The 12,779-nt window shown below is 72.0% G+C and carries 14 protein-coding genes; 11 read left to right on the top strand and 3 right to left on the bottom strand.

The features are described from left to right. Positions 1–65: 65 nt before the first annotated feature. The 4 genes from FSYMDG_RS12590 (at position 66) to FSYMDG_RS12575 (ending at position 3,435) form a co-directional block, all read left to right on the top strand. Complete coding sequence (locus FSYMDG_RS12590) at positions 66–743, top strand: hypothetical protein (RefSeq protein ID WP_013873837.1); 678 nt, start codon at positions 66–68, stop codon at positions 741–743. A gap of 208 nt (positions 744–951) precedes the next feature. Continuing rightward, positions 952–1,941 (top strand): pyridoxal 5'-phosphate synthase lyase subunit PdxS, encoded by a 990-nt coding sequence (gene pdxS / locus FSYMDG_RS12585; protein ID WP_013873836.1) that lies wholly within the window; start codon positions 952–954, stop codon positions 1,939–1,941. Beyond that, a complete protein-coding gene (gene pdxT, locus FSYMDG_RS12580) occupies positions 1,935–2,669 on the top strand; it encodes a pyridoxal 5'-phosphate synthase glutaminase subunit PdxT (RefSeq protein ID WP_013873835.1) in 735 nt (244 codons plus the stop codon). The genes pdxS and pdxT overlap by 7 nt, the downstream gene beginning before the upstream one ends. 10 nt (positions 2,670–2,679) lie before the next feature. After that, the gene (locus tag FSYMDG_RS12575; protein WP_013873834.1) at positions 2,680–3,435 is read left to right on the top strand and encodes a YebC/PmpR family DNA-binding transcriptional regulator; all 756 of its coding nucleotides are present in this window, start codon (positions 2,680–2,682) and stop codon (positions 3,433–3,435) included. Positions 3,436–3,616: 181 nt separating this feature from the next. Here the strand turns inward: FSYMDG_RS12575 and FSYMDG_RS12570 are convergent, their stop codons facing one another. Further along, positions 3,617–4,309 carry an alpha/beta hydrolase gene (locus tag FSYMDG_RS12570; RefSeq protein ID WP_050803508.1) on the bottom strand — a complete coding sequence of 231 codons (693 nt, stop codon included), beginning with the start codon at positions 4,307–4,309 and terminating at the stop codon, positions 3,617–3,619. Positions 4,310–4,335: 26 nt separating this feature from the next. Further along, positions 4,336–4,617 carry a hypothetical protein gene (locus FSYMDG_RS27545; protein ID WP_202797621.1) on the bottom strand — a complete coding sequence of 94 codons (282 nt, stop codon included), beginning with the start codon at positions 4,615–4,617 and terminating at the stop codon, positions 4,336–4,338. Between the two features lie 407 nt (positions 4,618–5,024). Between FSYMDG_RS27545 and ruvC the strand changes: the two genes are divergently transcribed. The 7 genes from ruvC to FSYMDG_RS12535 all read left to right on the top strand — a co-directional run bounded on the left by ruvC (position 5,025) and on the right by FSYMDG_RS12535 (position 12,273). Further along, positions 5,025–5,558 carry a crossover junction endodeoxyribonuclease RuvC gene (gene ruvC, locus FSYMDG_RS12565; RefSeq protein ID WP_013873833.1) on the top strand — a complete coding sequence of 178 codons (534 nt, stop codon included), beginning with the start codon at positions 5,025–5,027 and terminating at the stop codon, positions 5,556–5,558. After that, positions 5,555–6,349, top strand: a complete 795-nt coding sequence (gene ruvA, locus FSYMDG_RS12560) for a Holliday junction branch migration protein RuvA (RefSeq protein ID WP_013873832.1) — start codon at positions 5,555–5,557, stop codon at positions 6,347–6,349. Before ruvC ends, ruvA begins: the two co-directional genes overlap by 4 nt. A gap of 10 nt (positions 6,350–6,359) precedes the next feature. Further along, positions 6,360–7,412: a Holliday junction branch migration DNA helicase RuvB gene (ruvB, locus tag FSYMDG_RS12555; protein ID WP_013873831.1), complete on the top strand. Its 1,053-nt coding sequence runs from the start codon at positions 6,360–6,362 to the stop codon at positions 7,410–7,412. Positions 7,413–7,577: 165 nt separating this feature from the next. Further along, positions 7,578–8,141: a preprotein translocase subunit YajC gene (yajC, locus tag FSYMDG_RS12550; RefSeq protein WP_050803506.1), complete on the top strand. Its 564-nt coding sequence runs from the start codon at positions 7,578–7,580 to the stop codon at positions 8,139–8,141. 323 nt (positions 8,142–8,464) lie between these two features. Continuing rightward, positions 8,465–10,420, top strand: coding sequence for a protein translocase subunit SecD (secD, locus tag FSYMDG_RS12545; protein ID WP_431307085.1), 1,956 nt, complete (start codon positions 8,465–8,467; stop codon positions 10,418–10,420). A gap of 3 nt (positions 10,421–10,423) precedes the next feature. Next, positions 10,424–11,671, top strand: coding sequence for a protein translocase subunit SecF (secF, locus tag FSYMDG_RS12540; protein ID WP_013873828.1), 1,248 nt, complete (start codon positions 10,424–10,426; stop codon positions 11,669–11,671). 26 nt (positions 11,672–11,697) lie between these two features. Continuing rightward, positions 11,698–12,273, top strand: a complete 576-nt coding sequence (locus tag FSYMDG_RS12535; RefSeq protein ID WP_431307086.1) for an adenine phosphoribosyltransferase — start codon at positions 11,698–11,700, stop codon at positions 12,271–12,273. Between the two features lie 169 nt (positions 12,274–12,442). Here the strand turns inward: FSYMDG_RS12535 and FSYMDG_RS26190 are convergent, their stop codons facing one another. Beyond that, a complete protein-coding gene (locus tag FSYMDG_RS26190; protein WP_131772525.1) occupies positions 12,443–12,769 on the bottom strand; it encodes a hypothetical protein in 327 nt (108 codons plus the stop codon). Between the last annotated feature and the right edge of the window lie 10 nt (positions 12,770–12,779).

Here is a 12,779-nt window from a genome sequence, read left to right as displayed (position 1 = left end):
ATCCGGTGTGAGGAGATTCATGCCAGCTGGCGCGCTCCCACCCCACGTTCACTACGCTGCGCGAGGTGACCCTCGTCGTTGTTACGGTCGTGATCGTGGTGGCGATCGCCACCTATCTGACCTGGCTGGCCAGCCGGCTGGACCGCCTGGCGGTCCGGGTGGACGACGCCCGGACAGGACTGATCAGCCAGCTGGCGCTGCGTGTGGAGGTGGCCGGGGAGCTGGCCCGGCGGTGCGAGCTGACGGAGCTGGGCGAGGCGGTGGAGCGGGCCCGGGCCGCGCAGGTGGGGCCCGCGGGGGGCGGCCCGCTGGACAGCGACACCGAGGCGGCGGAGAACAGCCTCAGCCGGGCCCTGCGCTCGCCGGGGGTCACGGCGACGGCGGACCGGGCGCCGGACACCCTGCACGCGGTGGATGTTGCCGCCGCCCGGGTCGCGCTCGCCCGTCAACTACACAACGACGCCGTACGCGACGTGCGGGCACTGCGGGCCAGACGGATCGTGCGGGTACTGCGACTGTCCGGGCGCAGGCCGCTGCCCACCTACTTCGAGATCGACGACGCGCTTCCGATGCGTGGTGACACCGGGGGCAGGAACGATCATGCCGGCGCCGACGGCCGTGACGGGGACGGCAGGCGCGGCAGTACCACGCGTGACGGCCCTGCGCGCGACGGCATCGCGCGCGACAGCGGCAGGCGTGACGGCAGTACGTATGGTAGAGATATGTCCAGGTTTGCACCGTAAACTCTTCTGTATTGTCGATCGTAATCGCCATCCCGTCCGGTAGGTGCTTCCGGTCGTAGGATGGGATGTCTTCCGTCCGGGCTGACTGTCGCGTGTCCGACGTGCTCCGCTCGTGGAAGCCGCGGTTTGTCGGTGTCCGGCCCAGCTGGGATGTTCGCCGTGGACCGAATTCCTGCACCGGTCCCGTCTGTGTACAGAGAGGCATGCCATGTCCGAGGGTCTGACCGCTGCCGAGCCCGCTTCGCGGGGCCACGGACCGGACCACGGATCCGTGCCCACGGCCACGCTGCCCGGCGCGGCCGGCGCAGGAGACGGCGCCCACGTGGGCACGGCCCGGGTCAAGCGGGGCATGGCGGAGATGCTCAAGGGCGGTGTGATCATGGACGTGGTCACGGCCGAGCAGGCCCGGATCGCCGAGGAGGCCGGCGCCGTCGCCGTGATGGCCCTGGAGCGGGTTCCCGCCGATATCCGTGCCCAGGGCGGAGTCTCCCGGATGAGCGACCCGGAGATGATCGAGTCGATCATCGAGGCGGTGTCGATCCCGGTGATGGCCAAGGCGCGCATCGGCCACTTCGTCGAGGCCCAGGTGCTCCAGGAGCTGGGGGTCGACTACGTCGACGAGTCCGAGGTCCTCACCCCGGCCGACCCGCACCACCACATCGACAAGTGGCGGTTCACCGTCCCGTTCGTGTGCGGCGCGACCAACCTGGGGGAGGCGCTGCGCCGGATCGGCGAGGGCGCGGCCATGATCCGTTCGAAGGGCGAGGCGGGCACCGGCGAGGTGTCCAACGCGGTCGTGCACATGCGCACGATCCGGGCGGAGATCGCGCGGCTGTCCGCGCTGCCCGGCGACGAGCTCTTCGCCGCGGCCAAGGAACTGCGCGCCCCCTACGAACTGGTCGCCGAGGTCGCGCGGCTCGGTGCGCTGCCGGTCGTGCTGTTCACCGCCGGTGGTATCGCGACGCCCGCGGACGCCGCCCTGATGATGCAGCTGGGGGCGGACGGCGTGTTCGTCGGCTCGGGCATCTTCAAGTCCGGCGACCCGGCACGGCGCGCCCGGGCGATCGTCGAGGCCACCACCATGTACGCCCACCCCGACGTCATCGCGAAGGTCTCCCGCGGCCTCGGCGAGGCGATGGTCGGCATCAACGTCAGCGATCTTGCGCCCGCGGACCGCTTCGCCGACCGCGGATGGTGAGCGGCCCCTGGACGCCTCCGGCACAGGCGAGGACCGGCGCGGCGCGGCTGGGCGTGCTGGCTCTGCAGGGTGACGTCCGCGAGCATTCCCGGGCGCTGGCCGCGCTCGGCGTCCAGGTTGTCGAGGTGCGCCGGCCGTCCGATCTGGGCGCCCTCGACGGGCTGGTGCTGCCCGGCGGCGAGTCCACCACGATCGGTCGGCTGCTGCGGGTGTTCGAGCTGCTGGAGCCGCTGCGGGACGCGATCGCGGCCGGGCTGCCGGTGTTCGGGTCGTGCGCGGGCATGATCCTGCTGGCCAGGGACGTCCTGGACGGCAGGCCCGGCCAGCCACTGCTGGGCGGGCTGGACGTGGTTGTGCGGCGCAACGCGTTCGGCCGCCAGGTCGATTCGTTCGAGGCGGAGATCGACATCACCGGTGTTGCCGGCGGCCCGGTCCGGGCGGTCTTCATCCGGGCACCCTGGGTGGAGAAGATCGGGGACGAGGTCGAGGTGCTCGGTAGGGTTAGTGACAGGATTGTCGCGGTCCGTCAGGCGGGCGTACTGGCGACCGCGTTCCATCCGGAGCTCACCGGCGACGGGCGGATACACGAGCTGTTCGTCGGCATGGTGGAGGATGTGCGAGGCATGCGGGCCGTACGGGGCACACAGGGTGTGCAGGGCGTACGGGGCATATCGGCCAGGGCGTATCTATGCAGGGCACAGGTGGCAGACGGGAGCGGGGACAGGTGAGGGGCACGGCATGAGCGGTCACTCCAAGTGGGCGACCACCAAGCACAAGAAGGCCGTCATCGACGCGCGCCGCGGCAAGCTGTTCGCGAAGCTGATCAAGACGGTCGAGGTGGCGGCCAAGACCGGTGGCGGGGACCCTGCCGGGAACCCGACGCTCGCGGACGCCATTGCCAAGGCGAAGTCGCAGTCGGTACCGAACGACAACATCGACCGCGCCGTGAAGCGGGGGTCGGGCGAGCTCGCCGGCGGGGCCAGCTACGAGGAGATCACCTACGAGGCGTACGCGCCGAACGGGGTGGCCGTGCTGGTCGAGTGCCTGACCGACAACCGCAACCGGGCCGCCTCGGATGTCCGGGTGGCCATCACCCGCAACGGCGGCAGCGTCGCCGATCCGGGGTCGGTGTCCTACCTGTTCAACCGCAAGGGCGTCGTCCTCGTCACGAAGACCCCCGAGCTCGGTGAGGACGACGTCCTGACCGCGGTGCTCGACGTCGGCGCGGAGGAGGTCAACGACCTCGGCGACGCGTTCGAGGTCGTCTCGGAGGCCACGGACCTCAACGCGGTGCGCGTCGCGGCCACCGACGCGGGGCTCACGGTGGCCTCGGCGGACCTGTCCTGGCTGCCCAGCGTCAGCGTGCCGCTGGACGAGGAGGCCGCTCGCAAGGTCCTCAAGCTCGTCGAGGCGCTCGAGGATCTCGACGACGTCCAGAACGTCTGGTTCAACGCCGACATCTCCGACGAGATCATGGAGCTGGTCTCGGCCTGACCGGCTCCTCGGCCTGACCGGCTCCTGACCGGCTCCCTGGCGCCGTCGGCGTTACCGTGACTTCTGGTGCCGCCGTACGGACCGGTGTTGTTCGCGTGGTGGGTATGTGCCCCGTTTCGAGGCGTGTGTCTCGTTCTGAGGCGTCCGTCGTTTCGGAGCGGGGGTCAACCCGGGGTGGGAGTCAGCCCGTGTTCCGGTCGCGGATGCACTCCTCGGCAAAGGACAGCGCCCGCAGGTGGTAGGAGCGGGCCGCCCACCCCAGGCTGATGTTGTGGCCCGCGCCGCGCTGCCAGACCAGTTCGAAGCGCGGCGCGGCGCTGAAAGCGGCCCGCAGTTCGGTCTCCGTCGCCTCGTCAAGGTGCCACCAGGACTCGTGGTCGGCAAGCGTCCAACGGACCGGCACCCGCACCCGCGGACCCAGCAGGGGCAGCTTCTGCGGCCACTTCGCGGCATCGGATGCCTCGCCGGCCGGCACGCCGGCTGTCGGTACCGTCCCCAGGACGAACGTGCCGGGCGGGTACAGGGACTCCGGCCCCCAGAACAGCTTGCGGGCCGCGAGGGCGTGCTCCCGGTGGATCTCGGCGACGCTGCTGTCAGCGGGGAGCCGTGGCGGCCACAGACCGTCACGGTACCGGGCTCCCACCCCGGAGACGTCGAGACCGAGCAGGCGCTCGCCGCGTTCGTCCGCGGCGAGCGACACCGACAGCATCGTGCCGAACGAGTGGCCGATCAGGAACAGGCCCGCCCCCACGGCGTGGGATGCCGTGAACGTCTCCAGCGCCCGCCAGGTGGCGGCGGTCTGCGCGGCCAGCGTCTGATGGGTGGCCTTCAGCCCCGCCGACGCGCCGTAGCCGGGCCGGTCCAGCGCCAGCACGCTGAACCCGAGGGCCGTGCCGAGGGTCAGCAGGGACAGGTCCGGATGCGCCCGGCCGTGGAAGTAGGACGCGCGCAGCCCCCACCGGGCAGGCCGACGATGACGGCCCGCGGCGGGCCGTCGGGCTCGGCCAGCAGCCCGGACAGCTCCACGTCACCGGCATCGAGGCGGACGTGGCGCGTCTGGTCCGACCGGCGCGCACGCGGCACCTGTCCGTCGCCGTGTTCGGCCGCCGGCCCGGCGGTCAGCCCGGTCGGCCCGGTCGGCTCGGTACCGGCGGCGGCATCGGAGCCCATTGTGGACCTCATTTCCCGCATTTCCGGTGCTTTTCGGTGGCATCTCCCGCTTGCCCGGCGGGGCACTGACGATCTTCGCGGGGCATTGCCGGTCATCTCACCATATGCTGATCTGTGCCCGGCCGACGGCCGCGGGTGGCGTTGCGGACAGCCAGTTGACGCTGGCCGCCGGCGGTAGGTGCCTGCCGGGCTGCTGCCCGACCGGCAGGGATGGTTGCCGGGCTGCTGCCCGGCCGGCAGGCGATGTTTGCCGGGCCGGCGCCCGGGTAGGCGTGTCGCTGCACTCGAACAGGCGTTCAGACGTGCCACAATCGTGGCGAACCGCCGGTGGCCGGCGGTCCCGGGTAATCCGGCGGTTGCGATGCCCGGCGGACGGTCGGGACGACAGTCGACGAGCTAGCTGGTCGTGGAGGGTGCCGGTGCTAGTGCTGGGGGTCGATCCGGGGCTTACCCGCTGCGGTCTCGGGGTTGTCGACGGCGGGCCGGGTCAGCAGACGTCGCTGGTCGAGGTCGGCGTGCTGCGTACGCCCGCCGCCGATGACGTCGCCGCCCGGCTGTGGGCGCTCGAACGCGGCGTCGGTGAGTGGCTGGACCGTCACCACCCCGACGCGGTCGCGGTCGAGCGGGTGTTCAGCCAGGCCAACGTCCGGACGGTCATGGGTACCGCGCAGGCCGGGGCGGTGGCGATCGTCAGCGCGGCCCGCCGTGGCCTGCCGGTCGCGCTGTACACCCCCAGTGAGGTGAAGGCCTCGGTCAGCGGAAGCGGCCGGGCGGACAAGACCCAGGTCACCTTCATGGTCAGCCGTCTGCTGGGGCTGTCCGACCCGCCACGTCCGGCCGATGCCGCCGACGCCCTGGCCCTTGCGCTGTGCCACCTGTCGCGGGGGCCGGCGCTCGCCCGGATGCGGGCGGCCAGGCAGGCTGCCGCGGCCGCCGGCAGGAGCCTCAGGTGATCGCGTCCGTGGCCGGGACGGTTGCCGCCCTGTCGCCCGATGCCGCCGTCGTCGAGGTGGGCGGGGTCGGGCTGCTCGTCCAGTGCGCCCCCGCGACCCTGGCCGGGCTGCGGGTCGGGCAGCAGGCACGGCTGGTCACCACGCTGGTCGTCCGGGAGACCGAGCTGACTCTCTACGGTTTCGCCGACGCCGACGAGCGCGACGTCTTCGAAACCCTGCAGAGCGCCTCCGGGGTCGGCCCCCGGCTCGCCCAGGCCGTGCTCGGTGTCCACAGTCCGGACAGCGTGCGCCGCGCGGTCGCGGCGGAGGATCTTGCGGCTCTGACGAAGGTGCCCGGCATCGGCCGCAAGGGCGCGCAGCGCATCGTCCTCGACCTCAGGGACAGGCTCGGCCCGCCCGTACCGGCGCCGGCCGCGGGGGATGACGGTGTGGGTGTGGGCGGGGCCGGCGGTGACGGTGCCGCGCCGGCCGCGGGCACGGGTGTCACCGCCGGCGAGCAGGTCCGCCTCGCGCTGCTCGGGCTCGGCTACACCGCGCGGGAGGCCGACGACGCGCTGGCCGCCGCGCTGGCCGATTCCCTGGCCATCACCGGGGCGGATGCCCTGGCCGCGGTCCCGGCCGGCAACGGCCACGGCAATGCCGGGCCGGGCAGCCGCGCGGGCCGTGCCGGCCCCGGTGACCCACGGGCCACCGCCACCGGCACCGGCCGGGCGGGCAGCGGCCGTGCCGAGACACCGGATCCCGTAGGCGTGCTGCTGCGTCGGGCGCTGGCCGCCCTGCGGCCTCGGTAAGGGCGGCTGGATGGACGTCGAGGGTCTGGTCTCGCCGGTGGCCGAACCGCAGGAGCGTGCCTTTGAGGCGGGCCTGCGGCCGGGGACGCTGGCGGAGTTCATCGGCCAGCAGAAGGTCCGCGAACAGCTTATGATCATGCTTGAGGGGGCGCGGGCCCGGGCGCGTCCGCCCGACCACGTCCTGCTGTCCGGGCCGCCGGGGCTCGGCAAGACCAGCCTGGCCATGATCATTGCTCGGGAGATGGCGGTCCCGCTGCGGATGACCAGCGGGCCGGCGGTCGAACGGGCGGGGGACCTCGTGGCGATCCTCACCGCGCTGGCCCCGGGCGAGGTGCTCTTCCTCGACGAGATCCACCGCATCGCGCGCCCGGCCGAGGAGCTGCTCTACGCCGCGATGGAGGACTTCCGGGTCGACGTCGTGCTGGGCAAGGGCCCCGGCGCCACCGCGATCCCGCTGGAGATCGCCCCGTTCACCCTCGTCGGCGCGACCACCCGCTCCGGTCTGCTCACCGGGCCGCTGCGCGACCGGTTCGGTTTCACCGCCCACATGGACTTCTACGACACCAACGAGCTGATCGATGTGCTGGTCCGCTCGGCGGCGCTGCTCGGTGTGCACATCACCGGCGACGGCGCGGCAGAGGTCGCCGGCAGGTCGCGCGGAACCCCCCGGATCGCCAACCGGCTGCTGCGACGGGTGCGTGACTACGCCGAGGTGCGGGCGGACGGAGTCGTCACTCATGAGGTCGCCCAGGCCGCCCTGCGCGTCTACGACGTGGACGCACTCGGCCTGGACAGGCTGGACCGGGCGGTGCTGGAGGCGCTGGTACGTCGCTTCAACGGCGGCCCGGTGGGTCTGGCGACCCTGGCGGTGGCGGTGGGGGAGGAGCCGGACACGGTCGAGGAGGTGGCCGAGCCGTTCCTGGTCCGGGCCGGTCTGCTCGCCCGGACCCCCCGGGGGCGCATCGCGACCCCGGCCGCCTTCACCCACCTCGGCCTCGACCCGGTCGAGGGCCTGCTGGGCCGTTCCCAGGTTCCGCTTCCCCTCATCGACAGCGACGACTGAGCCCCTGGCCGACGGCGGCTGAGAGCGGCGGCTGCCCGCCGGTTCTCCCGGCGCCGCGGCCCCTTCGCCGCTCTTCGTCGGCGTCGGCTGGGCGCGCTCCGGCGGGGCCTGGCGTCGGCAGCCTCGCGGCCGGTACGTACCATCGGCCGCACAACATGGGAGGACGTGGACGTGCAGGTGATCGTGGTCGCACAGGATGTGGCCCAGGGCGGCGGTGGTGGTGGGTTCGGCGGGTTGTTTCCCCTGATCCTGCTGCTGGCGCTCGTCGTTTTCTTTGTCGTCAGCCAGCGGCGTCGGCAGCGGACCCAGCAGCAGGTCCTGACCTCGCTCGTGCCGGGGGCGCTGGTCGTGACCACCGCGGGGCTGTACGCCACGGTGGTCGAGGTCGAGGGCAGTGACGTGCTGTTGGAGGTGGCACCGGATGTGGTCTGCCGCTTCACCCGTTCCGCGGTCGTGCGGGTCGTCTCCCCGGTGGGGGATGACGTGGCGCACCACGACGATCATGATATTGATCATGACGGTGGCCCTGACGGTGGCCACGACAGCGACGAGGAAGGCGGCCACCGGGACGAGGACGCCGGGGCGGCTGACGACCACGGCACGGGCCGGGGGCCCATCGACACGACCAAGAAGGTCGACACGACCGGCAGCGAGGAGGCAACCGGTGGCCAGCGGCGGCCGGACGCCAGCGGTTCCGAGGATCCCGGGGAAGGGACACCAGAGCGGTGAACGGCAGGCCGACCGGCACCGGCCCCCCACCGGAGCCGGTCGGCGTCCGCTTCGACGAACATGCGGATATCGGCGTTACAAATGTGGTATCGGAACGCCTCCGGCATGACAGTCGTTCCGATACCTTGGGTCGATACCTTGGGTGCGGTCGGCACCCGGCCGTGGGCGTGGTCGGCGCCGTCCCACCGTGACGGTAGGTCCACACTGTGACGATCAGTTTCAGTCCACGCCGGTTCCACCGGTCATGGCCGGATCGGCCATCCACCGGGCAGGTCCAGCAGGAAGTGGCATGAGCGCGACGGCGCGTGACGAAGGGATATCCGTTGGCACGAGGGTCAGGGCGACGGCGTAAGGCCTTGAGCCCCGCCTGGTCCCGGATCGGGCTCCTCTTCGGCATCGTGGTGTTGCTCTACGGCTCCATGGCGCTGACGTCCACGTGGACGCCGAAGCTGGGCCTGGACCTCCAGGGCGGGACGAGCGTGATCCTCACGCCCCGGTCGACCGAGCCCGGTAAGGGCGTCGACGGTGGCGCGGTCAACAAGGCCGTCGACATCATCCGGGAGCGGGTCAACGGGCTCGGGGTCGCCGAGGCCGAAGTCAAACGCAACAACACCCAGATCGAGATCTCGGTTCCCGGCCGCGGCCGCAACGATGTCGTCGAACTGGTCGGGCAGACCGCCGAGCTGCGCTTCCGAGAGGTCTACACCTCCGGGGCCGCCGTACCGGCCGCTCCGACCACCCCGCCGGCCGCTCCTGAGGCTCCGACGGCCACCCCGACGGTTCCGGTGCCCGGCGCCACGCCCAGGGCACCGGGCACCGTGTCCGCTCCGCCCGCCGCCACCGCTGCGTCCCCGTCCACCACCACCCGGCCGGACGTGGTCGGCTCCGGTCTGCTCGCCCAGGCCGCGCCGACGGCCCCGGCCGGCTCGGCCGCGCCAGCACCGGCCGCCTCGGCGTCACCGGCCCTCGGGACGCCCCCTGCCGCGGTACCCCCGGCGGCCTCTGGCCAGCCCGCGCAGCCCGCCGCCGACACGCCACCGGCCGACGTCGTCGCCCGGTTCGAAAGCCTGACCTGCGCCCCATCGGACGTGCGCAGCCAGGCAGCCGCCACCGACCGGCCGACGGACTGGGTGGCCGCCTGTGACCGTTCCGGCGCCGTCAAGTACCTGCTGATGCCCGCCACAGTGATCGGCACCGACGTGAAGTCGGCAACGGCCGGGCTCGCCAGCTCCGGCGGCGCCGCCTCGGTGAGCACCGGCGAGTGGGTCGTCAACGTCAGCTTCACCGGCACCGGGCAGGCGAAGTTCACCAGCCTGACCGAGAAGACACTCGGCAAGCAGGTGGCGATCGTGCTCGACGGGGTGGTGCAGTCCGCCCCGACCACCAACGACCGGATCGCCGGTGACGCGCAGATCTCGGGCTCGTTCACCCAGTCCAGCGCCCAGGATCTCGCCAACGTGCTGCGCTACGGCGCCCTGCCATTGGCCTTCGAGCAGTCCAGCGCCGAGTCGATCTCCCCGACCCTGGGGCAGGACTCGCTCAACGCCGGCCTGCTCGCCGGTGTCATCGGTCTCGCGCTGGTGACGCTCTACTCGTTCGTCTACTACCGGACGCTCGGAATAGTCGTGCTCAGCTCGCTGGCGGTGAGCGGGGTGCTGGTGTATGCCTCGGTCGTGCTCCTCGGCGAATGGATCGGGTTCACTCTCACCCTGGCCGGGATCGCCGGTCTGATCCTGTCCATCGGTGTCACCGCGGACTCCTTCGTCGTCTACTTCGAACGCATCAAGGACGAGGTCCGCGAGAACCGCACCGCGCGGGTGGCGACCGAACGGGCCTGGCCGTCGGCCCGACGGACCATGCTCTCCGCGGACACGGTCTCCTTCCTCGCCGCCGCGGTGCTCTACGTCCTGTCGGTCGGCTCCGTCCGGGGATTCGCCTTCACCCTCGGGCTGTCCACTCTGATAGACGTCCTGATCATGTTCATCTTCACCAGGCCGGTGGTCACCCTGCTCGTGCGCAGGCCGTTCTTTGCCACCAGCCGTTTCTCCGGTCTCACCGTCGCGGCGGTCCGTGGCCAGCCGGCCGCGGCCGGCCCCGCGCCGGCCCGCCTGGCCAAGCGGGAGCGGGCCCCGGCCACCCCCGCCCAGGCCGCCGCCGGCAGGGGAACGGCGAGGGCGGACGCCGCCGGTGGCCCCGAGCAGGGATCACGCGATCTTCGTTCGGCACGCGGTTCGCGGCCGTCACGGCCGGGCTCGTCCGGCACGGCGCAGGGGGAGTAGGCGATGTCCTGGGCCAGCCGGCTCTACCGCAACCAGTCCCATGTCGACTTCGTCGGCCGCCGCCGGATCTGGTATGCCTTCTCCGCGCTCCTGCTGATCGTCTGCGTCGCCAGCATGCTGATCCGGGGCTTCTCCCTGGGCATCGACTTCAAGGGCGGGGCGCTGTTCCAGTTCCCGTCCGGCGGCAGGTCGGTCGCCGTGGCCGAGGAGGCCCTGTCCTCGGCCGGCGTCAACCCGGCCGACTCGGTCATCCAGGAGCTCGACACCTCCCAGCAACTGCGGGTGCAGACCCCGACCCTCTCCGCCGAGCAGGCCAGTGCGCTGCAGAACACCATCGAGAAGCGTTTCGAGGTCGCCCCGACCGACATCGACATCTCGACGGTGGGCGCGTCGTGGGGGTCGACCATCACCAGCAAGGCGCTGCAGGGGCTCGCGGTCTTCCTGGTGCTGGTGGTGGTCTACCTGTCGGTCCGGTTCGAGTGGAAGATGGCGGTCGCCGCCATGACCGCGCTCGTCCATGACCTTGTCATCACGATGGGTGTCTACTCGCTGGTGGGTTTCCAGGTCACCCCGTCCACGGTCATCGCGTTGCTGGCCATTCTCGGGTTCTCCCTCTACGACACCGTCGTCGTCTTCGACCGGGTCCGGGAGAACACCGCCGGCATGAGCACGACCAACCGGCGCACCTACGCGGAGGCCACCAACGACGCGTTGAACGAGACCCTGGTGCGTTCGCTCAACACCTCGTTCATCGCGCTCGTGCCGGTCGCCTCGCTGCTGTTCGTCGGTGCCGGTCTGCTCGGCGCCGGCACCCTGGAGGATCTCGCCCTCGCCCAGTTCGTGGGTATCGCCTCGGGCGCCTACTCGTCGCTGTTCTTCGCCACTCCGCTGCTGGTCGACCTGAAGAAGAACGAGCCGGCGGTCAGGGCACTCGACCAGCGGGTGGCCCGGGCGCGGGCGGCGGCCGCCCGGGAGCCCGCCAGGCAGCCGAAGGCCGCGGCGGCGGCCGCCGTCGGTGGTCGCGCATCCGACAGCGGGGCCGCGGCGGCCGGTCAGGGGTCGGGAAGCGGATTTTCCGATACCGCGACCACCCCCTCGGACGCTGACGAGCGTGAACGTGGAGAGCCCGCCAGCGGCCGTGAACCGGCCGTTGCCGGCGTCCGGCCGCCACGGCCCGCCGCGGGCCGCCGTCCGACACCAGCCCGGCGTTCTGGCCGCAAAGGCCGTCCCAGCGGTAAAAAACGGCGGTGACGACCATCGAACCAGCCGAAACGACCATCGGACCGGCCGGCACCGGCACCACCACCAGCGGCCTGTCCGCGGCCGGCACCACCGCCGCGGACGTGCTGCGGGCCCACATCCGGGATGTCGCCGACTTCCCCCAGCCCGGGGTGGTCTTCAAGGACATCACACCGTTGCTGGGGACACCGGCCGCCTTCACGGTGGTCATCAACGAGTTGGCCACGACCGCGGGCGGTTACGGCGCCACCGTCGTGGCGGCCATCGAGGCGCGTGGCTTCCTGCTGGCGGCCCCGGTCGCCTACCGCACAGGGGTGGGTGTCGTGCCCATCCGCAAACAGGGCAAGCTACCGGGGGAGACGGTCAGCCGTACCTACGACCTGGAGTACGGCACCGCCACCCTCGAGGTACAGGCCGACGCCTTCCAGCCGGGTGACCGGGTGCTGCTCGTCGACGACGTGCTGGCCACGGGCGGTACGGCGGCCGCCGCGACCGAACTGGTCCGCGCGTCGGGCGCGGAGGTCGTCGGGCTCGCCGTGCTCATGGAGCTGACCTTCCTGGCCGGGCGTGACCGGCTTGCGCCGCTCGCGATATCGTCGATCATGGAAGTCTGATCGTCGGGGCCTGTTCCTCGCCGGTTCGGAGCCTCGGCCGTGGTGCTCCTGCGCGGCACTCCCGACCGTAATGATCATGATTGCGACAACCCCGGCCTGTGACCTTTGTGTGATCCACGGGCATTGGCCGGGGTTGCGGGAGGAGGTCAACCCGCGGAAGCGTTAGCCTTCAGGGGTCCGACATGAAGCAGGAGCGGCTTGTGCCCGAGGCAGCCCCGGTGACGGCTGGAGCGTCCGAGCCTGGCGCGACGACCGTTCGGGAGTCGTCCGCGGCAGGCGAATACGCTGTGCTCGCCCGCGAGGACAGCCATGGCTGCCCGCCCACCGGCGCGCCGTCGGCGGTCGGGGCGGAACGTCCACCGCAGGCCACGTCGGCGGGACGCGCCAGGGCGGCCGACGGCGCGCCACGGCCGGCCGACATCCCGCCGGCCGATACCTGGCCGGCCGATACCAGGCCGGCTGATGCCGGGTCGAGCGACGCCAGGCCAACCGACACCAGGCCAACC

The sequence above is a fragment of the Candidatus Protofrankia datiscae genome, assembly GCF_000177615.2.
Classification (GTDB): Bacteria; Actinomycetota; Actinomycetes; order Frankiales; family Frankiaceae; genus Protofrankia; species Protofrankia coriariae.
Note: the sequence above shows the minus strand (reverse complement) of the source record. Positions and strands in the feature narration are given on the sequence as shown.

Bases quoted from the DNA above. Each gene is read 5' to 3' on its own strand.
- ruvB (WP_013873831.1), top strand. From the start codon at position 6,360: ATGGACGTCGAGGGTCTGGTCTCGCCGGTGGCCGAACCGCAGGAGCGT.
- FSYMDG_RS12575 (WP_013873834.1), top strand. From the start codon at position 2,680: ATGAGCGGTCACTCCAAGTGGGCGACCACCAAGCACAAGAAGGCCGTC.
- pdxS (WP_013873836.1), top strand. From the start codon at position 952: ATGTCCGAGGGTCTGACCGCTGCCGAGCCCGCTTCGCGGGGCCACGGA.
- FSYMDG_RS27545 (WP_202797621.1), bottom strand. From the start codon at position 4,617: ATGAGGTCCACAATGGGCTCCGATGCCGCCGCCGGTACCGAGCCGACC.
- pdxT (WP_013873835.1), top strand. From the start codon at position 1,935: ATGGTGAGCGGCCCCTGGACGCCTCCGGCACAGGCGAGGACCGGCGCG.
- secF (WP_013873828.1), top strand. From the start codon at position 10,424: ATGTCCTGGGCCAGCCGGCTCTACCGCAACCAGTCCCATGTCGACTTC.